Annotated in this window: 19 protein-coding genes; 4 read left to right on the top strand and 15 right to left on the bottom strand. The window is 69.5% G+C overall.

Annotated elements, in window-relative coordinates; genetic code table 11:
* Nucleotides 1-137: 137 nt before the first annotated feature.
* Entirely contained in the window at nucleotides 138-917 is a 780-nt protein-coding gene (locus ACIHAO_RS34010; RefSeq protein ID WP_396564851.1) for a BTAD domain-containing putative transcriptional regulator, read from the top strand.
* 46 nt (nucleotides 918-963) lie between these two features.
* The gene (locus tag ACIHAO_RS34015; RefSeq protein ID WP_396564853.1) at nucleotides 964-1,650 is read left to right on the top strand and encodes a winged helix-turn-helix transcriptional regulator; all 687 of its coding nucleotides are present in this window, start codon (nucleotides 964-966) and stop codon (nucleotides 1,648-1,650) included.
* Between the two features lie 74 nt (nucleotides 1,651-1,724).
* Here ACIHAO_RS34015 and ACIHAO_RS34020 read toward each other — a convergent pair whose 3' ends face one another.
* Entirely contained in the window at nucleotides 1,725-2,345 is a 621-nt protein-coding gene (locus tag ACIHAO_RS34020; protein WP_125793003.1) for an L-threonylcarbamoyladenylate synthase, read from the bottom strand.
* Nucleotides 2,346-2,747: 402 nt separating this feature from the next.
* Here ACIHAO_RS34020 and ACIHAO_RS34025 point away from each other — a divergent pair, with 402 nt between their 5' ends.
* Nucleotides 2,748-5,069, top strand: a complete 2,322-nt coding sequence (locus tag ACIHAO_RS34025; protein WP_396564916.1) for a sensor histidine kinase — start codon at nucleotides 2,748-2,750, stop codon at nucleotides 5,067-5,069.
* On the opposite strand, the gene ACIHAO_RS34030 is transcribed toward ACIHAO_RS34025, so the two are convergent.
* From ACIHAO_RS34030 to ACIHAO_RS34065, 8 genes are all read right to left on the bottom strand, one after another.
* Nucleotides 5,066-5,674: a DNA-binding response regulator gene (locus ACIHAO_RS34030; protein WP_199748907.1), complete on the bottom strand. Its 609-nt coding sequence runs from the start codon at nucleotides 5,672-5,674 to the stop codon at nucleotides 5,066-5,068. The two genes, ACIHAO_RS34025 and ACIHAO_RS34030, sit on opposite strands and share 4 nt — an antisense overlap.
* Before the next feature lie 220 nt (nucleotides 5,675-5,894).
* Nucleotides 5,895-6,086, bottom strand: a complete 192-nt coding sequence (locus tag ACIHAO_RS34035) for a hypothetical protein (protein ID WP_396564856.1) — start codon at nucleotides 6,084-6,086, stop codon at nucleotides 5,895-5,897.
* A 244-nt stretch (nucleotides 6,087-6,330) separates the two neighbouring features.
* Nucleotides 6,331-6,876: a carboxymuconolactone decarboxylase family protein gene (locus ACIHAO_RS34040; protein WP_396564857.1), complete on the bottom strand. Its 546-nt coding sequence runs from the start codon at nucleotides 6,874-6,876 to the stop codon at nucleotides 6,331-6,333.
* Complete coding sequence (locus tag ACIHAO_RS34045) at nucleotides 6,848-7,324, bottom strand: DUF6187 family protein (protein ID WP_396564859.1); 477 nt, start codon at nucleotides 7,322-7,324, stop codon at nucleotides 6,848-6,850. The genes ACIHAO_RS34040 and ACIHAO_RS34045 overlap by 29 nt, the downstream gene beginning before the upstream one ends.
* The gene (locus ACIHAO_RS34050) at nucleotides 7,317-8,645 is read right to left on the bottom strand and encodes an FAD-dependent oxidoreductase (protein WP_396564861.1); all 1,329 of its coding nucleotides are present in this window, start codon (nucleotides 8,643-8,645) and stop codon (nucleotides 7,317-7,319) included. The genes ACIHAO_RS34045 and ACIHAO_RS34050 overlap by 8 nt, the downstream gene beginning before the upstream one ends.
* An 8-nt stretch (nucleotides 8,646-8,653) precedes the next feature.
* Complete coding sequence (locus ACIHAO_RS34055; protein ID WP_257488493.1) at nucleotides 8,654-9,139, bottom strand: DUF6423 family protein; 486 nt, start codon at nucleotides 9,137-9,139, stop codon at nucleotides 8,654-8,656.
* A gap of 238 nt (nucleotides 9,140-9,377) precedes the next feature.
* Nucleotides 9,378-9,686: a DUF6235 family protein gene (locus tag ACIHAO_RS34060; protein WP_125786038.1), complete on the bottom strand. Its 309-nt coding sequence runs from the start codon at nucleotides 9,684-9,686 to the stop codon at nucleotides 9,378-9,380.
* 117 nt (nucleotides 9,687-9,803) lie between these two features.
* Nucleotides 9,804-9,953 carry a hypothetical protein gene (locus tag ACIHAO_RS34065; RefSeq protein WP_396564864.1) on the bottom strand — a complete coding sequence of 50 codons (150 nt, stop codon included), beginning with the start codon at nucleotides 9,951-9,953 and terminating at the stop codon, nucleotides 9,804-9,806.
* Nucleotides 9,954-10,242: 289 nt separating this feature from the next.
* Between ACIHAO_RS34065 and ACIHAO_RS34070 the strand changes: the two genes are divergently transcribed.
* The gene (locus ACIHAO_RS34070) at nucleotides 10,243-10,422 is read left to right on the top strand and encodes a hypothetical protein (protein ID WP_396564866.1); all 180 of its coding nucleotides are present in this window, start codon (nucleotides 10,243-10,245) and stop codon (nucleotides 10,420-10,422) included.
* 193 nt (nucleotides 10,423-10,615) lie between these two features.
* Here ACIHAO_RS34070 and ACIHAO_RS34075 read toward each other — a convergent pair whose 3' ends face one another.
* From ACIHAO_RS34075 to ACIHAO_RS34100, 6 genes are all read right to left on the bottom strand, one after another.
* Nucleotides 10,616-10,807, bottom strand: coding sequence for an acyl-CoA carboxylase subunit epsilon (locus ACIHAO_RS34075; protein ID WP_396564868.1), 192 nt, complete (start codon nucleotides 10,805-10,807; stop codon nucleotides 10,616-10,618).
* 11 nt (nucleotides 10,808-10,818) lie between these two features.
* The gene (locus ACIHAO_RS34080) at nucleotides 10,819-12,360 is read right to left on the bottom strand and encodes an acyl-CoA carboxylase subunit beta (protein ID WP_396564918.1); all 1,542 of its coding nucleotides are present in this window, start codon (nucleotides 12,358-12,360) and stop codon (nucleotides 10,819-10,821) included.
* A gap of 158 nt (nucleotides 12,361-12,518) precedes the next feature.
* The gene (locus ACIHAO_RS34085) at nucleotides 12,519-12,686 is read right to left on the bottom strand and encodes a hypothetical protein (RefSeq protein WP_396564870.1); all 168 of its coding nucleotides are present in this window, start codon (nucleotides 12,684-12,686) and stop codon (nucleotides 12,519-12,521) included.
* Nucleotides 12,687-12,715: 29 nt separating this feature from the next.
* Nucleotides 12,716-13,288, bottom strand: a complete 573-nt coding sequence (locus ACIHAO_RS34090) for a flavin reductase family protein (RefSeq protein WP_396564872.1) — start codon at nucleotides 13,286-13,288, stop codon at nucleotides 12,716-12,718.
* Nucleotide 13,289: 1 nt separating this feature from the next.
* A complete protein-coding gene (locus ACIHAO_RS34095) occupies nucleotides 13,290-13,730 on the bottom strand; it encodes a thioesterase family protein (RefSeq protein WP_125779735.1) in 441 nt (146 codons plus the stop codon).
* Nucleotide 13,731: 1 nt separating this feature from the next.
* Complete coding sequence (locus ACIHAO_RS34100; protein ID WP_396564874.1) at nucleotides 13,732-19,566, bottom strand: SDR family NAD(P)-dependent oxidoreductase; 5,835 nt, start codon at nucleotides 19,564-19,566, stop codon at nucleotides 13,732-13,734.
* Between the last annotated feature and the right edge of the window lies 1 nt (nucleotide 19,567).

Consider the following 19,567-nt stretch of genomic DNA (forward strand, 5'->3'; position numbering starts at 1 on the left):
CAGTTCTCTGCTCCAGGTCGTGAGGATCGCATACGGGGGCAACGAAGAAATCACCGTGCGCCGGGTGTTTCCGGCACTGTTCCGAAGGTTCCGCCTCTGTCACCGTCATTGAGGGGGATTCCGCCGGAGGGGCAGGGATGCACGCGATGACCATCGGACCAGGTGACACGGCCAGGGTTCTGGGGCCGCTCGAGCTGCACATCGGCGGGGTCGATCGCGCGCCGAGCACGCCGAAACTCCTGCAGCTGCTGGCGATGCTGCTCATCCGTCCCGGCAAGACGGTCCACGTCGACTCGCTGGTCCACGAGCTGTGGAACGACACGCCGCCGCGCAGTGTCCGCCGGACTCTGCACACCTACGTCCATCACCTCCGCCGCCATCTCGACCCGGACGGCACCGGCCGCCTGCTGGTCACCAGCTCGCCAGGGTACCGGCTCGACATCGACGCGGGCGTGGTCGACGTGTCGGAGTTCCACCGGCTTCACCGCCTCGGCCGCGACCTGCTGGACGAAGGCGGCGACGCGGCGGCCGCGCACGCGTTCCGTACCGCGCTGGACCTGTGGTCCGGTCCCCCGCTGGCGAACATCCACTGTGGACCGACCTTGGCCGCCTACACCGTCTATCTCCTGGAGCATCGGCGCAACGCCCGCGACCTGTGGATCGAGGCCGAGATCCGCGCCGGGAACCACCGGGAGATGCTCGGCGTGCTGCGGTCGCTCACCACCGCCGACCCGTTCGACGAAAGCCTGCACGCCCAGCTGATCCGCGCGCTCGGGCTCAGCGGGAGGCGCAGCGACGCGCTCGCGACGTTCGAGTGGCTGCGGACCAGGCTCGAGGACGAACTGGGGGTGAAACCCTGCGCCGAACTGCGGGAGCTGCACCGCGAACTGCTTTCCGAGGGACACCCCGTCCGCTGAACGAGCACCACCCCGTCACCAGATCAAGGAAGTTGAGGAGTCAAGCATGACCGCTCGCACCTACGGCCAGTTCTGCGGCCTCGCCCGCGCGCTCGAGATCATCGGGGAACGCTGGTCCCTGCTCGTGATCCGCGACCTGGTGCTCGGCCCGAAGCGTTTCGACGAGCTGCAGCACGGCCTGCCGAAGATCCCGACGAGCATCCTGTCGACCCGGCTCAACGAACTCGAACGGCACGGCGTCGTCCAGCGCCGGGTGCTCTCGCAGCTCGACGCCGGGGTGGTCTACGAGCTCACCGAGTACGGCAACGACCTCGACCAGATCCTGTTGCAGCTGGGCCTGTGGGGCGCCCGTTCGCTGACCGACCCGGCCGCCGACGATCTGTTCACCCTCGACGCGGCCATCCTGTCGCTGTACACGACGTTCCAGCCGGACGCCGGACGCGGCATCCAGTGCTCGTTCGAGCTCCACTACGGCGATCAGATGATCGTCCACGCGGTGATCGACGACGGCGCGGTGACGGCGGGCGAGGGCCCGCTTCCGGAGCCGGACCTCGTCATCGAGCCGCGCGGCCCGGTCGTGCTCAAGCTGCTGAACGGCGAGCTGGACGCCGCGAGCGCGCTCACCTGCGGCGCGGTGGCCGTGAAGGGCGACCCGGCGATGCTGGAGCTGTTCACCCGGCTGTTCCACATCCCCTCGGCGCCGTCGAAGACCGAAGGGCTCGTCACGCACTGAAGATGACCTCCGCCATTCGGCACCTGCTTGCGGTCCTTGCACACGCAACGATCGCAACCAGGTGCCGAATGGCGTCATTCGAAGCGTGAGGTGTCGCCGGCGCCGCGCCGGACGATCTCCGGCTCCCCCGACGAGAAATCGATGACCGTGGTGGGCTCGACCCCGCACTCGCCGGAATCGATCACCGCGTCGACCACGTGCTCCAGGCGTTCCTTGATGTCCCAGCCCTGGGTCATCGGCTCCTCCTGGTCGGGCAGCAGCAGCGTGCTCGACAGCAGCGGCTCGCCGAGCTCGCCCAGCAGCGCCTGGGTCACCACGTGGTCCGGGATGCGCACGCCGACGGTCTTCTTCTTGGCGTGCAGCAGGCGGCGCGGCACCTCCTTGGTCGCGGGCAGGATGAAGGTGTAGCTGCCCGGCGTCGACGCCTTGACCGCGCGGAAGACCGCGTTGTCCACGTGCACGAACTGGCCCAGCTGGGCGAAGTCCTGGCACACCAGGGTGAAGTGGTGGCGGTCGTCGAGTTTGCGGATGCTCCGGATGCGGTCGATGCCCTGCCTGTTCCCCAGCTGGCAGCCGAGGGCGAAACAGGAGTCCGTCGGGTACGCGATGAGCCCGTCTTCGCGCAGGATGCCGACGACCTGTCCGATCGCGCGTCGTTGCGGATTCTCCGGATGTACGTCGAAATACCTGGCCATGCGCCGAGCTTAGGGCCACCGGGCCACGGCCGCCGCGAGAGCCCGCCCGGCGCGGCGTGCCGGGCGTGCGCGACGTACAGGGCGTACGCGGCGTACACGGCGTACACAGTGGAACAGCGGATCGGCGCACGTCTTCCATCGTGGCGTCTTCCGCGATCGCGTTCATGGTCCGAACGAACCACACCCGCGCGGGTGATCGAGGCGATTTTTTCCCTGTCCCCAGCGGGGAAAGCGCCTCCCTTGCGGCAGTCCCGCCCTACCCGGAAGAAGCCACCAGGGTAACGAACATGGGTTAGGATCCGAATCACACGGCGATGGAAGGTCGTGCGGCGGCCTGCCACGGCCAACGCAGGGGGAAGCACGACGAAGACCGAGACTTCTTCTGTGACCACTGGGGTGCCTGTGCCGGAACAGCTCGCGGTGACCGCCGAACCTCTGGGTACCGCCGGGGTCGACCGGCGCCCCCGGCGGGCCTTGTTCCTCGCCGGGCTGATCATCACCGTCGTCTTCGTCAACTCCTGTCTGTTCGGTCTCCTCGCGGTTCTGCTGCAGCCGGGGGTCGACTTCTGGCAGGGCCTGCTGGCGGTGCTGTACGTGGGGCCCGTGCTGGCGATCCAGCTGCTGTACTTCAGCCGTCCGGCGGTCCGCCTGGACACCAAGCTCGCGAAAGCGATGCTGGTGGTGCAGGCGTGCCTGGCCTACCTGTCGACGCTGCACTTCGACGCGGCGCTGAGCTCGCTGACCACCCTCGCCGCGGGCAGCGCGCTGCTGCTGTTCCGGCCGAGGACGGGCTGGACCGTGTTCACCGTGTTCATGGCGGGCACGATCTGGATCCTGTGGACCTACGACGAGACCTGGCTCGGGGCGTTGTTCGACAGCGTCACCGCCGTCTTCTACGCCCTGGTCGTGTATCTGCTGACCTGGCTCGCGCGGCTGGTGACCGAGCTGCACCAGGCCAGGACCGAACTGGCGCGGCGGGCCGTCGCGGAGCAGCGGCTGGCCTTCGCGAGGGACCTGCACGACCTGCTCGGGCTCAGCCTGTCCGCGATCGCGCTCAAGGGCGAGCTGGTCCACCGGCTGCTGCGCAAATCCCTGGACCAGGCGCGCGCGGAACTCGCCGAGATCACCGGGATCGCCCAGCGGACGCTGTCCGACGTGCGGTCGGTGGCCAGGGGCTACCGGGAGCTTTCGCTCGACAAGGAATCACGGACCGCGGTGTCGCTGCTCTCGGCGTCGAACGTCTCGGTGCGGCTCGAACTCGAGCAGGTCGAGCTGCCGGTGAAGCTGCGCACCCTGCTGGCGAAGGTGCTGCGCGAGGGTGTGACGAACGTGCTCCGCTACACCGGCGTCGGGCATTGCGAGATCACCGTGCGAGAGACCGGTGGCAAGGTCGCGCTGGAGATCGTGCACGACGGGACGGCGCACGAGGACGTCCCGGAGGAGACGGCGGAGAGTCTGCGTGCGGTGACCGAGGAGGTCGCCGGGCACGGCGGGAGGCTCAGCGCGGGCCCCGACGCGGCGGGCCGGTGGCGGCTGCACGCCGAACTCCCGGTGCCCGAGCAGGCCGAGCCCGCCGAGGCGGCGCTGGAGCAGGAGCCCGGCCACTGGTCCCGGATCGACGCCAGGAACGTCCAATGGACGATGTCCGCGGTCTTCGTCATCTTCAGCCTCTCCGCGATGGCCCGGGCCTTCATGCTGACCGACGACGGCTGGTCCCTCCTCCTCATCGCCGGGTATCTCACCGCGTTGACCACGCTGCAACTGTCCTATTTCGCCCGGCCGAACGTCCGGTTGCGTTCGCGGCAGAGCTACGCGCTGCTGTTCGTGCAGGCCTGCCTGATCTTCCTGCCGCTGATCCCGCTCGGGCACGCCTGGGTGAGCTTGCCCAGCCTGTTCGCCGGCACCGCGCTGCTGGTGCTGCCGCCGCTGGCCGGATGGACGGCGTTCGCCGCGACCGCGGCGGGCGTGGTGCTGATCCGGATCGGCTACGGCACCGACTTCCTCGGCGGCTTCTACAGCTTCGCGTCCATCCTGAACACCGGGCTGATGGTCTTCGGTCTCATCTGGCTGATCCGGCTGGTGACCGAACTGGGCGAGACCAGGAAACGCCTCGCCGAGGTCGCGGTCGCCGAGGAGCGGCTGCGGTTCGCCCGCGACCTGCACGACCTGCTCGGGATGAGCCTGTCGGCGATCGCGCTGAAGAGTGAGCTGACCAGCCGGATCATGGACATCGACACCAACCGCGCGTCCGACGAGCTGCTGGAGATCCTCGGGCTGACCAGGCAGGCGCTGGCCGACGTCCGCTCGGTGGCCAGCGGCTACCGCGAACTGTCGCTGGATCAGGAGTCCCGGTCGGCGCAGGCCGTGCTGGTGGCCGCCGACGTCCAGGTGCGGCTGGAGATCGAGCAGGACGACCTGCCGACGACGGTGCGGACGGTGCTGGCCGTGGTGCTGCGCGAAGGCGTGACGAACGTGTTGCGGCACAGCAAGGTCGAACGCTGCGAGATCGCCGTGCGGCGGACCGTGAACGGCGTCGCGCTCGACATCGTCAACGACGGTGTCCAGAACGGACGGCCACCGAGTCCGGAGCGGCCGGCGCGGGTCGAGGCCCCGGGCAGCGGCATCACGAACATGTCCGACCGCGTCGCCGGACTCGGCGGGGAGCTGACCGCCGGGGTCGAGGCCGACGGGCGGTTCCGGCTGCGCGCCGTGGTGCCCGTCTAGATCCAGCCGGAGTCCCTGGCGATCCGGATCGCGTCGACGCGGTTGCGCGCGTTGAGCTTCGAAACGATCGTGGTCAGGTAGTTGCGCACGGTTCCGGTGGAGAGAAAGGCCTTCGCCGCGACCTCCAGGGTGTCGCGGCCTTCGGCGGTCAGCCGCAGGACGTCGATCTCCCGCGGGGTCAGCGGGCATTCCACGGTGTCCCACGCGGCGAGTGCGAGGTCGCCGTCGACCATCCGGCGCCCGGCCGCCACGCCGCGCACGGCGTTGGCGAGTTTCTCCGCGGGGGCGTCCTTCAACAGGAACCCGTTCACCTTGGCCGCCAGCGCCCGCCGGAGCGTGCCGGGCCTGCCGAGACTGGTCAGGATCAGGGTCCTGACCTCGGGCAGCTGCTCGTGGAGTTCGGTGGCCGCGGTGAGCCCGTCCTTGCCGGGGAGGTCGATGTCGATGACCGCGACCTGCGTCCGGGAAACCCGCGCGGCGGCGAGGATCTCGTCACCGGAAGCCACTTCGGACACCACTTCGATGTCGGGCTCCAGCCGCAGCAGCGCCACGAGCGCTCCCCTGACGATATGCATGTCTTCAGCCACCAGAACTCTGATCACCATCGCGCCGTCCCCTCACGCGCACCCCCATGGCCCCAACATAAACACGCCCGGACGGAACGCGTTCCACCGTTCGGGTGGTGCGTCGGTCCGGTCCGTTTTGGGGACGTCACGGCAAAAGCGGCGCGGGGCGACCGGTTCCGCAGTCGGTCGGCTACTTTCCGTCGACATGCCGGACCGCCGCTCGCCTTCGGGGCGCGAGCGGCGGTCCGGTGGGGTGCGCTCAGCTCGCCTCGGCCAGTGGCGGAGCGGTGCAACAGGCTCCGGTGAAACAGTTGAAGACGTCACCGCGTGGCTGATTGGTCCAGTTGTCGAAACGGTCGATCACCAGATCGACCTGGTTTCCGGCGAAACCGGTGTCGATTCCCCGGACGGCGAAGAGCGAGCGGACGTTGTCGGTCACAGCGTTCTTCATCGAATGGCTCCCAGGCTGTTCGGCGGTTTTCCTTCGCTGAGGGAATCGTGCTGCCCAGGGCCGGTTCGCGGCCAGTGCCATGCATCATCGCGGCGATGTGCTTTTCACCTACGCCAGAAGGTTCTCCTCGACTGCTCCACTTCCGCGACCTCCGCTGTCGAACGGAGTAACAGCGGCATTGCCGGTGACGGAACGCGGCCGGCCGGTCTCAGTGCGGCACGGTTGTCCGGTGTGGACAGTCGACTCAGGATTCGAGCAGGCGCGCCAGACCGGCGTACCCGCCCTCCTTCAGCCGCACGCCCGAAATCTTCGCGTAGGCGTCGTCGGCGCGGATCCCGAGCCCCTCGACCATCCGGTTCATGAAGTTGAACAGGGCGCAGACGAGGACGGCGTCGTGCAGCGCGGCCTCGTCCCAGCCCGCCGCGAACACCGCTTCCGCGTCGGCGTCGGTCATCCGGGACGGCGTGCGCGTCAGCTTGCCCACGTAGGCCAGTACGGGCTTCATGCGCGCGTCCACGGGCGAGGAGTCCAGATCGGCCAGTGCGGCCGTCAGAAGCCCTTCCGGCACACCGAAAGCCTCCGCGGTGACGGTGTGGACCCCGTGGCAGTACCGGCAGTCGTTGACGCCGGAGACGTAGGCCGCGATCAGCTCCCGCTCCCCCGCGTCGAACACCGACGGCGCCCGCATGATCAGTTCGTGGAGATCCAGCAGTTTCGACGCCGGCGCCGGGAACTTCCGGAAGACCTGCAGCAGCGTGGTGTCAGTCGGCAAAGACCCGAGATAGGACATCGTGTGTACCGCTCCCCTTTTCCGGCGCCCGCCCGTGCTCGGCGAACTTTTCGACGTCGTCGCGACGCAGCCAGCAGGCCGCGAGGCACGCCACCGAAGCCGGTCCCAGCCCGGTCACCGCGGCGGTGACCCGCGCGGTGGCGTGTTCCCATTCTCGGCGCAGGGAACCCGCCGCTGTCATCTCCGGACCTGCTTCGATCAACGGGCGCACCGCGCGCCAGCGGGCGATCCCGGCTTCGACGAGCGCGTCGGTGCCCAGGTCGAGCGCGTCGTGCCGGGCCTGGTCCACGGCGAGGGCGACCAGCGCGGGCTCGTCGGCGAGACGGGCGAGCCCGACGCCGGCCAGCAGTCGTTCGGCGTCCAGGCCCAGCAGGATCACCCCCGCCTCCGTGGAGGGAGCGTCGTCGATCGACGGCAGGGTGAAGCGGGAGTCGTACGGCTCAGACACGGGCGACGTCCTTCGCGGCCGTCCGCGGCAGGGCTTCCCGCCGCAGGTTCTCGGCGATGGCGGCCGCGACCCGCGCGGTGGCGACGCGGTGGCCGTCGATGTTGCGGGCGGCCGGGCCCAGCGCCATCCCCGCGGCCGCGCCGACGGCGAAGACCCGCGCCGCGCCGAGGTAGGCGAAGGTGCGCTCGTCCAGCTGAGGCCAGCCGCCGCGGTCGAGGACGGCCTCGCCGGGCATCAGGCCGTCACCGATCGACGGCGTGGTGCCGAGCGCCAGGACGGCGTGGTCCACGGAAACCCGCGAACCGTCTTCGAGGTGGAGGGCGGCCCCCGGTGCGACCTTCGTGATCGCCTTGCCGCGATGCACGATCAGCCGTCCCTCGGCTTCGGCGGCCTCGAGCATCGGCCGGAACTCGAACATGATCGACGCGCGCCGGAAGCGGCCCATCAGTTCGAGCCGTTCCGACCAGGTCACACCGTCGAAGCGGGCGCGGCCTTCCGGCCGGAAGAACGACGAGTTGACGTCGGCGCACTGGTAGCGTTCGCCCGTTTCGCGAACCACCCAGTGCACCTCGCGGCCTTGCGTGAGCCCGTTGGAGATCAGGTGTGCGGCGGTGAGGCCGGCGCCGACGACTGCGAGCCGCTTGCCGGCGGCGGGAACGGGTTCGTCCCAGTAGCTCACCCCGCGCGGCGGATGACCGCCGCCCCACCAGGTGTCCGGGGCGGACCGGCGCTCCTCGCCGAGGCACAGCACGACGTGGCGCGCGGTCACGGTGAACCGGTCGGCGCGCACGGTGACCGTCTCCGAGGACGCTCCAGCCGGCAGCACCTCGCGTACCGAACCGCGCCAGGTCCGTTCGGTGACGTGATGGCTCGCGGCCAGATGACGGCAGTACGCCTCGAAGACGTCGACGGGGACGACGGACCGGTGCCCGGCCTGCGCCATCCGGATCTCACGGCGCTCCACCGGCGTCAGCACCGACCAGTGCAGCCGGGCGAAGTCCAGCAGTTCGCAGTCGCGGTAGCCCTCGACGCCGGGGTGGTGCTCGTACGGTGACCGCAGCACGCGCTGGCCGAGCAGGTCGATCCGGTCGAAGAACCGGCCACAGGGACGGCCGTCGCGGTCGACGACGACGAGGTCTCGCACGCCGTGGTGCCACAACGCGGAAGCGACCGCGAGCCCCGCCGGGCCCGCACCGACGATGACCACGTCGGCGCCGGACGGCGGTTCGGCGGTGGCCGCCGCGCGGGCGCCGGGGACGACCGGCCACTCCCGCCCGCGCGGCGATTCGAGCAGATGGGGTTCCGGGACGAACGTGATCACCGGCGTACTCAGCCGATCACGGTCACCGGGACGATCAGCTCGATCACGGGGCGCTGTTTCATCCCGTTGCTGATCATTTCGTCCAGGGTCTGCTGGGACTGCTCGGCGGTGTCGGTCGCGATCGGGCTGTACCGGGAGTAGGAGTAGGTCGGCTTCCGCCCGCCCGCGTCCAGCGAATACACCTTCAGCACGGCCTCGCCGGGCCGGACTTCACCGTCGTAGAAGGTGAGGCGGCGCTGGTCGGGTGTCATGAAGGACTTCGAGAACTGGCGGGAAAGCACGAGGGTCTCGGCGTCGTTGACGAAGGTCGAGTCCTCGTCGGTGACGACCTGCATCGCGACCCAGGTCTTGTCGGTCAGGTTGGTCTCGGACTTGATCACCTGCCAGCGACCCGGCTCCGGGAGGTTGACGCTGACCGAAATATCGTGGTCGGTGGTGTCGATCGCGCCGGAGATCATCAGCACCCGGCGGCGGACATCGGCGACCCCGGCCATCTGAATGTCACGTGCGCGAACCCGTGTGGAAACATCCAATCCCGGGAATTCAGGTGATGACATTTTTTGTGCCTCCAGCCCTCGAACACAAATTCCAGCCCGGCAGAATTCCCCCGCCCCCAAACACCGGAAGAATTTCACGCCGAACTGGACGATGTCAAGATGAGGAACGCATGACCCACTGGTACGAAAGGCTGCCGGTAAGGGGCAGGAGACTGGGCCGTTCAGCGGTACCGGCTCAGGAACCGTCGGCGTCCTCGATCCAGGCAGCGGCGGGTGTGCCGTGCTCCAGCGCGCCGATGTAAACGATCTCGAACGACGAATCGGACCGCTTGAGCCCTATCCGGATGACGAGATCATGTTTCACCAGAATAATGAACTGATGCGGATCCCGGCCGTCTCCGAAAATGTCGTAGATGAGAAAGGCGGATCCGTCGGCCACCGCGAAAAGTGCTTCGTAGATGACATTTCGATCAGCCTGCGGTGCATTGATCGCCCATTCTTCCAGCACCTGCAAACCCGACGTGAGCTGGAGGCGCATAGCCATCCGGAGGCCTCCTCGTGGTCTGGCCGGGTCGTGGGCGATCTTCATTCTCGCGCGCGCGATACCCGGTGGTCTTCTTTGTTCGTGCTTTACGTACCGGTCGAGCAGGCCGTGTCCGGCCTAGTTGTAGCCGAGGATGATGTGGTCGGCGGGCGGCTCGTTCTCGGCGGCCTGCCGCGGCTCCGGGACGAGCGCCGTCGCGTCGGCCTCGACGGTCCCGCGCGGGTCGAAATCATCGCCGACCACTCGAATTCGCACCTGTGCCGTCATGGCGTTCCTCCCGGCCTTCGATGAACGACTCACTTGACAACCAGGATGAACCCGTCCGATCGGGAGCCGATCGTGGCACGATCGAGGACGCCGGGGGCTCGTGCTGAGCAAAGAAAAAGTTGCGGGCGAGGGGGTGCCGGTAGTGCCCTTGTGGTATCCGGAAGACCAAGGAGCACACCATGACCGAGCGCCTCGACCCGTACGAGATCTACGCCGACGACGAACTCGACGTCGACCTGCTGGGCCTGTCGTGGCCCGACCCGGCCGTTCCCGAGCAGCGAGACAGGCAGTGAGCGCGGCGGAACGGCAGCGGACCTGCGCGGTCTGCGGAGGCCCGTTCGCGCCTGGGGAGCGAACGGACCTGGAGACGGTGATCGACGGCGGCGTCCTCTACGTCGCCGTGCACACCTGCCACAGCACGTATCCGCCGCGGCGGGAAAGCGAGGCCGCGCGACGGCTCAGCGCGTAGTGCGGCGCCCGATCACGCGAGTCACGCGCTCAAGCACGCGAGTCACGCCTCCGATCACGCGAGTCACGCGCTCAAGCACGCGAGTCACGCCTCCGATCACGCGAGTCACGCGCCTGAACGCACATGACGCGAAAGCCACTTTCGCAACGTTGAAGGTTGCGAAAGTGGCTTTCGCGTCATGTGGCAACGGCCGTCAGCGCAAGACCGAAGTGCGCCAGCTCGCCGGGGTCCGGGACGACCAGGCGGATCGCGCCGGCGCGGCGGGCGGAGGCTCGGCCGAAGCGAGCGCGGTGAAGACGGCGACGAGTGCCGCCAGTTCGGCGTCTTCCGGGTCCCCCCGCAGGACCCGGAAGATCGCCACACTGTCCTTTTCGGACGGTGACATGGTCCCCCCGTTCAGATCGGATGGTTGCCGTGCTTGCGCTGGGGTGCGGCCTTTCGCTTGTCTTGCAGCATGTCCAGCGCCCTGGCGACGGCGGACCGGGTGTCGGCTGGGTCGATGATGTCGTCGACCAGCCCCCGTTCCGCCGAGTACTGCGGGTTCATGAACTCTTCGGTGTACTCCGCGACCAGGTGGGCGCGCAACGCGTCCGGATCGGGCGCGACCGCGAGGTCCTTGCGGAACAGCACGTTGACCGCGCCCTCGGCGCCCATCACGGCGATCTGGTTGGTGGGCCACGCCAAGGACAGGTCGGTGCCGATGGACCGCGAGTCCATCACGATGTACGCGCCGCCGTAGGCCTTGCGCAGGATGACCTGGATCCGCGGCACGGTCGCCTCGCAGTAGGCGTGCAGCAGTTGCGCGCCGTGCCGGATGATCCCGGAATGCTCCTGCTCGACTCCCGGCAGGAAACCCGGGACGTCGACGAGGGTCACCAGCGGGATGCTGAACGCGTCGCAGAACCGCACGAACCGCGCGGCCTTCTGCGAAGCGGGTCCGTCGAGCACGCCGGCGAAAACCATCGGCTGGTTGCCGACCAGGCCGACCACGCGCCCGTCGATCCGCGCGAGCGCGCACAGCACGTTCGGCGCCCATCGCTCGTGCGTCTCGAAGAACTCGCCGTCGTCGGTCAGTTCCGTGAACACGTCCCGCATGTCGTAGGGCTTGTTCGGCTCCACCGGGACGAGTTCGGCGAACCTCGGGCGCCGGTCCTTGCCCGCGTCCTGTGACGGTTCGCGAGGCGCGGGCTCCAGATAGTTCGACGGCAGCAGCGAGACCAGGTAGCGGACGTCGGCGAGGCAGCTGTCCTCGTCGTCGTGCACCACGGTCGCCACGCCGGACGACGCGCCGTGCACGTCCGCGCCGCCCAGTTCGTCGTGGCTGACCCGTTCCCCGGTCACGGTCTCGACGACGTCCGGCCCGGTCAGGTACATCCGGGCGGTGTCGCGCACCATGAAGACGAAGTCCGCGAGCGCGGGCGAATACGCCGCCCCGCCCGCGCACGGCCCCAGCACCACGCTGATCTGCGGGATGACGCCGGACGCCTCGACCTGACGGCGGAAGATGCCGCCGTAGCCGTTGAGCGCCATGACACCTTCCTGGATCCGCGCTCCCCCGCTGTCGTTGAGCCCGATCAGCGGCGAACCGGTGGCGATCGCCAGATCCATCACCTTGTGGATCTTCGCCGCGTGCGCCTCGCCGAGCGAACCGCCGAAGACGGTGAAGTCCTGCGCGTAGACGAAGACGCGCCGTCCGTCGATGGTGCCCGAGCCCGCGATCACCCCGTCGGTGTACGGCCGGTTCTCCGCCAGCCCGAGCCCGTTCGCCTGATGCCGCCGGTACAGCTCGACCTCGGTGAAGGAATCGGGGTCCAGCAACAGATCCAGCCGTTCGCGCGCGGTGTGCTTCCCGAGCGAATGCTGCCGCCGGACGCCGTCGAGCCGCCCGTCGACGATGTGCTCGCGCAGTTCGTCGCGCTGGGTGCGCAGCAACGGCATCGTCGGTTCCGGGGGGTGCACCGGTTCGGCGCCCCTGGCGAGCGGGATCACCTGCCCGTCGGTCGCCCTCGGGATCCGGGGGCGCCGCAGCCGGTCTTCCGGCAGCGGCACCACCTCGGAGTCCTCCGTGCGCTGAGCGCCCGGATCGCCCTGCAGGGTCACGCCGCCTCCTTGAGCCTGGCCTCGCGCTCGAGCTCGTCGAGTTCGATCTCCCGCTTGATGTCGCCCCAGCACACCCCCCGTCCGAGACGGGGCATCGTGGTCACCACCGGCGGCCGTTCGGCCGAGGGCGCCGGGGCGGTCGTGGCGGATTCGTTGATGGTCATGGCAATTCCTCTCCCTTGATGGGGACCACTCAGGCCGATGCCCGTATCCGGCCGTCGATCTGGTGGTAGCCGCCGCTGTAGAAGACCAGCGAGTCCTGTGCGGTGCCGCGGCTGGAGGCGACCACCTTGCCGAGGAAGATCGAGTGGTCACCGCCCTCGTAGACCTCCGCCAGCTCGCATTCCAGCCACGCGAGCGCGCCGTCGAGCAGCGGGGCGCCGGTCCGCGGCCCCGCCGTCCAGTCCACCGAGTCGAACTGCGCGAGCCCGGCCGGGCGGCGCCAGTCCGCGAAGTACTTCGCCAGCTCCTTCTGGTCCGACGCCAGCACCGTGACCGCGTACGAACCCGCCGTCACGATCGCCTCGTGCATCCGTGCCGCGCGGGAAACGCAGCACAGCACCATCGGCGGCTCCAGCGACACGGAGGTGACGGCGTTGGCGGTCATCCCGTGTGCCCGTTCGCCCCCGGCGGTCAGCACGGTGACCCCGGTGGCGAACTGGCCCATCACCTCCCGCAACCCGGACTGCGCGGACAGCCGTCGTCGCGCCGCGGGTGTCGGCAGGCGTTTCAGCACCGGCCGCGTAGGTTCCTCCACCTCACCCACGTCACTCCCCCTTGCCGTCGACGGCGTACGGGGCCAGCGCCTCACGCAGCTGCTCGGGCACCCTGCTGGGCACGGTCGCCGTGTTGGGGCCGCGCATGCAGGCGATCCGCTGCCGTCCGCGCGCCACCAGCCGTTCCCCCTCGCCGGTGAGGTGGACGTAGTCGAAGGTGAACTGGATCTGGGTCTGGGTCAGCTCTTCCAGCCGCAGCCGGATGGAGAGCTCGTCGAACGCGGTGATCTCCGCGTAGAACTCGCAGTCCACCTTGAGAGTGAAGAGCTTCAGATCGCGGCGGACCTCTTCGAGCACCGCCGGCGCCTTGTCCTTCAGGAACATTTCGCGGCACCGGCCCTGCCAGCGCACGTAGTTCACGTAGTAGACGTTGCCGACCAGGTTGGTCTCTTCGAACCCGACCGTGTGCAGGATCTCGTAGTAGTCGGCCATGTCAGTTTCCTTCTCCCTGTAGCACCGCGAAGACCACGGGATCGGTCCGGTCGTTGACGGTCGTCACCCAGGTGGCGATGCGGGCGGCACCGTGCGAGAGCACCGCCCAGCCGTCCGGATCGACCCGGTGCACGGTGAGTGCCTGTGTCATGTCCCCGGTCTTGCGCACGCATTCGAGCGCGCTCCAGACCCTGGTGTGCGCGACCGAAAGCGGCTCGCGGGCGTCCGCGGCGAGCAGTTCGCCCACCGCGAGCAGATCCTCGCCGAGCAGACCCGCCCAGTCCTGGGGTGTCCGTTCGATCGCCGTCTCGACGTCGCAGGCGATCCGGCCGTCTCCCGCGATGGCCAAGGTGAGTCCGGCGCTGTGCGACGCGCTGATCTCGACCCCGTCGGCCTCCGGTTTCCCGTCCGGCCGGTAGCGGATCTCGAGCGGGGTGTCGACGGCGCGGCCGGCGGCCAAGGCCGTCTGCGCCCGCCGTTCCGTCGTGGTCTCCACGGAAACACCCACCGGGTCCGGTTCGACGACGATCGCGCGGGACGAGCCGAGCAGTCGTTCGACGGAACGCTCCAAATAGGACCCGAGCATCGACGGGACCCAAGGGCCTTCACCGTCGCGTTTGCGCACCGCGCGCAGTTTCAGCCCTTCCCATCGCTCGACGAGCTTCCCGTCGGGGTTGCGGACGTCGAGGTCGTAGAGGTAGCTGTCGCCGTCCTGCGAACGCTCGCGGGCGTCGAGGAGCACGTACTCCGGGTCCTGCTCGCCGGGCTCGGCCAGGTACAGCCGCTCGATCCCTTGCGGCAGCAGGGTCGCGTCCGGGACGCAGCACTGGATCGCGTGCATCATCGCGTCGCGGGTGCCGGGGTCGGCCAGAAGCTGTTCCTGCGGGAGGAACGGCGCGAACCAGTCGACCTCGGCGCCGGTCGCGATCTCCGCGACCGCGTGCCGCGCGCCCGCCCGGCGATATCCGGTGACCCGCTGGAATCGCTTGCCCTGGAACAGGACCGTGCCGTAGAGCTCGGTCGTCGGGTCGACCGGGACCGGCGGCAGCGCGACGTCGCGGACGACGGTGTCACCCAGCGGGTCGGGCCGGGAGAACCGCAGCCGGGCGCGGAAGTGGTCGGCGCTGAACCCGGTCTCCCCGCTGCGCAGCACCACGTCCACCGTTTCGGCGTCCCTGGCCAGCGCGGCGAGCCGGATCGTGGTCGAGCCGCCCGGTGAGACGATGATCGGGCGCAGGAACTCGACGTCGGAGAACACCGGTGCCGGCAGGGTTTCCACGCCGAGCGCGGCCTTGGCGACCTGGGTCATCGCCTCCATGCCGATCACCGCCGGGAACAGCAGCTGGCCGTCGAGCAGATGGTCGGCCAGATACGGGTCGCTGCCCGCGGAGAGGTCGGCCTCGGTGATCAGCTCGACCCCCGGGTAGTGCACGACGGCACGGTCGACGAAGCGGGTCAGCGGCAGTTCGCGTTTCTCCACCGGCAGGGTGACCAAGCCCGCTGTCCGGCCGCAGACGACCAGTACCGACGGGGCGGCCGGGTCGCCGACGACCTGGCGGAGGATCTCGATGCCCTCCTCGGTCGGGATCGGGGTGATGCCGTCGCGCATCAACGCGCTGACGACGCCGAGCTTCTCGCCCATCCCGGTCCCGGACCAGACCGACCATTCGAGGGCGATCGCGCGGGCCTGTGGGTGTTCCTGGCCGAAACGCACGGTCAGTTCGGTCATCCAGTCGTTGGCCGTGGCGTAGTGCGCCTCACCGCGCAGCCCCGCCCGTCCGATGATGCTGCCGAAGGTCACCAGCAGCTTGATCTTGTCCTTGTCGACGGCGTCGAGGACGGCGTTGAGGCCGCCGATCTTCGGGGCCAGCGTCTTGCGGAAGGTCTCCTCGGTCAAGGAGAACAGCGCGGCGGGCTCGTTGCGGCCCGCGCCGTGCAGTACCGCGGTGACCGGGCCGAACCCGTCCTGGATCCGGTTGATGGCGTCGGCCACTTGGCGGGCGTCGGTGACGTCGGCGCGTTCGTAGCGGTAGTCGATGCCCGCCGCCGCCATCCGGCCGAGGTTCTCCGACAGTTCGGCGTCGTCGGCCGGGTCGCTTCGGCCGAGCAGCGCGAGTTTCGCACCGGAATCCTTGGCCAGCGCCAAAGCGCTCTCCGCGGTGATGCCCTTGCCGCCACCGGTGACGAGCAGGACGTCTTCGGCGCCCAGCGGCGTCCCTTCGGCCTCGGACGGTTTGAGGGCACCGAGCTTCGGCACCGTGCGGACACCGGCGGAGTCGTAGCGGACTTCGCTGAAGTCGCTGGTGGCCGCCACTTCGGTGACCACAGTGGACACCGCGGCACGGATGGCCTCGGGGTCCGCCGGGCGGACGTCGGCGAGGTCGACGATCGTGGTCCGGGCCGACGGGTCTTCCAGCCGCAGCGTCTTCGCCAGGCCGGAGGCACCGAGACCGTGCTGCACCACGACGAACCGCGTGCCGTTGGGCGCGGACAGCACCGCGCGGCCCGCGTCCAGGAACAAGCCGACGTCACCGGAATCGCTGTCCGCGTTCAGGCACAGGACGACACCGTCGCCGACGCCCGCGGTGGCCAGCGCCGCGCGCAGCGGCTCCGCCAGCGGATGGCCCTCCGGGGCGAACGCCGTCCACTCCGCTTGCGAGAGGCCGGCGGTTCCCGGCGTGAGGTCGGGCGACGGCTTCGGCGCGACGACGTACTCGACCGCGAACGGCCGGACCCACGGCCCGACCCCGGCGACCTCGGCCTGGTTGCTGTCGGCGGGTTTGGCGGTCTGCGCGAGTTCGTCGATCATGTCGGCGAGTTCGCCGAGACAGACGGTCGCGAAGTTCGGCATGCCCTCCAGTGCCGGACGGCCGAGCGCGCGGGTCACGTCGTTGACCAGCTGGCCGACGGTGATCGACGAAAGGTGCAGGTCGTCGAGCGGATGCGTGTCGGCGGTGACCGCTTCGAGCGGCAGTTCGACCCGCTCGGAAGCGAGTTTCCGCAGCAGTTCGAGAGTGCTGCTGCCGCTTTCCGACGCCGCTCCTGCTGTGGCCTCGGCAGGTGCGGTCGGGTCGGTGACGCGGTCGCGGGCCAGCTCGGCGTCGATGGACGGCGCGGCCTCACACGGGCTGGTGAGGAACGAGAACTTCCCGTCCACCGGCAGTGCCCGCACGACACGGCCGTCGAAGAGCGCGGACGTCTCCAGCGGGGCGCCGAACGCGAACGCGGCACCGGCCACCTTCAGCACCGAAGCCAGCGTCGGGCTGTCGGTGTCGATCGCGAGCGCCGGGGTGCCGGGCGCGATCGCGCCGAACAGCCCGGTGAGCACGCGGCCGGGGCCGACCTCGATCACCAGGTCGCTGCGCTCGGCGACCTTCGCGGCCGCCTCCCGGAAGCGGACCGGCAGGACCACCTGATCGCGCAGCAGGTCACGCAGGTCTTCGGCGGCGTGCAGGACGTCGCCGGTCACCGTGGAGACGACCGGGCGGTCGAGCCTGGCGAAGTCGAACGTCGCGAGTTCGCCGGTCATCGCCTCGGCGGCCGGCACGACCGCGGGCGAGTGGAACGCGTGCGAGACGTTGATGCGGGTGGCGGTGACGCCTTCCGCGCGGGCACGGGCGACCACCCGGTCGATCGCGTCCGCCGGTCCGGAAAGGACGGTCTGCTCGGGAGCGTTGTACCCCGCGATGACCACCTCTTCGCCCTCGGCGAGCCGCTCCGCGACCCCCGGGGTGGCGGCGATTCCCGCCATGGCACCGTTTCCGTCGCTCGCGGTCGCCATCACCTTGCCGCGGATCTTGGCCAGCCGGAGGACTTCGCGTTCGGTGAGCGCACCGCCCCAGTGCAGCGCGGTCAGTTCACCGAGGCTGTGCCCGGCGACCGTCCGCGCTTCGATACCGAGGCTCTTCAGCACCCGGAGCCCGGCGAGCGAGCCGGTGACGATCCGCGGTTGCGCGACGTCGGTGGCGACCTGGTCGGCGCCGGTGGACAGGCCCGCGGCGCGGTAGATGTCGTCGGCGTGGCCGAAGCGTTTGCGCAGCGCGCCGACCGTGCCCTGCCCGGAACCCTGACCGGGGAACAGGAACCCGATCTTCGGATCCGTCGACCGCGCACTGGCGAAGATGCCTTCGCGGGAGGAGAAAAATTCCGGCTCACCCTCGCCGAGAAGGTCGAGGAGCTTGGCCAGCTTGCGCTCGGCGTCCTCGGGGTTGGTCGCGACGATCGCGGCGCGGACCGATTTCCCGGACAGTTCCGCGGAAAGCGTGCCCGCCAGGTCCGCGAGCTCCGCGAACGAGAGCTTCGGGACGACCTCCAGCAGACCGGTCACCTTGCCCCGCAGCGACGCGGCGTCGTCGGCGTCGAGGAGCAGCAGTTCGCTGTCCTGCCGTCCGGCGACCAGCGACCGGGTCTTCTCGTCGAGTTCCTTGCGCCGGGCCGCACCCGGCGCTTCGGTGACGGTGACGTGCGAGTTGATGCCGCCGAACCCCATCGCGGAGACCCCCGCGCGGACCGGGTGGTCCGAGGGCCACAGCCCGGCCTCGGCCGGGACGTACATCCGCGCGGAGTCGCCGACCAGCGACTCGTGCGGCTCGAAGTGGCCGGTCGCGGGCGGGATGACCTGGTGGTAGACCGCCAGCGTGGCCTTGATCAGCCCGGCGACCCCGGCCGCGGCCTTGGTGTGGCCGATGTTGCCCTTGATCGTGCTCAGCGCGGCGGGATCGGCGAGCGGGTCGGCGTCACGGCGGGCGGTGGAGAGGGCCTCGATCTCGGTGGCGTCGCCCAGCGCGGTCCCGGTGCCGTGCCCTTCGAAGTACGAAACGGTCTCGACCCCGTAGCCGGCCTTCTCGTAGGCCCGTTTGAGCGCGAGGCGGTGACCCGACGCCTCGGGGCGGGTGATGCCGCCCTTGCCGTCGGAGGAGACACCCCAGCCGCCGATGGTGGCGTAGATGCGCTTGCCCTGCGCGATCGCGTCGTCCTCGCGCATCAGCACGAGCATGCCGGAACCCTCGCCTGGCCAGAAACCGTTGGAATCGGCGTCGTAGACCTTCATCTCCCGTTTGGCGAGCGCGCCGGTCTTGGCGAATCCGATCACCTCGAACGGGTCGATCGACAAGTCGACACCACCCGCGACGGCGACGTCGAGGTCACCCTCCGAGAGCGCGTTCGCCGCCGTGACCACGGAGAGCAGCGACGACGAGCAGGCACCGTCCACGGTGAAACCGCCGCCGCCGAAGTCGAAGAAGTTGCAGACCCGGCCGGCGATCGTGTTCGCCAGCCCACCCGCGAGGGAGTCCTCGTCGATCTCGGGGAACGGCGCCTTGTACTGCGCCTCGAGATCGTGGAGGAATTCGGCGGTGTCGCCCTCGGCCCAGCCGCGTTCGGCCAGCGCCGCCGCGATGGTCCGGCGCACGTACGGCCAGCGCAGCCGCATGATGTTGGCCCGCGAGAACTCGCCGGTCAGGCTGTTGCCGATGACCACGCCGGTGTTGGGCCGCGGCAGCCCGTCACCCTCCGGGAAACCCGCGTCCGCCAGCGCCTGCGCGGCGACGTCGAGGGCGAGCCAGTGCGTGGTGTCGGTCGAGCGGAACGTACTGCCCGCCACCTTGTACTTGATCCGGTCGAACTCGTAGTCCCGGAGTACGGCGGCCTTCTGGGCGTAGAAACGGTCCGGCGCCTTGGGGTCGGGCGAGTAGTAGTCCTCGCGGTTCATCCGCTCGTCGGGCAGCCTCCGGAACGCCCGGCGGCCGGCGAGGACGTTCTCCCACAGTTCTTCCGGGGAACCGGCGTCCGGGTATCGGAGACCGATACCGACAATCGAAATCCGCTCAACGCTCATG

Origin of the sequence: Amycolatopsis sp. NPDC052450, from assembly GCF_044547565.1 — a bacterium.
Taxonomy (GTDB): Bacteria; Actinomycetota; Actinomycetes; order Mycobacteriales; family Pseudonocardiaceae; genus Amycolatopsis.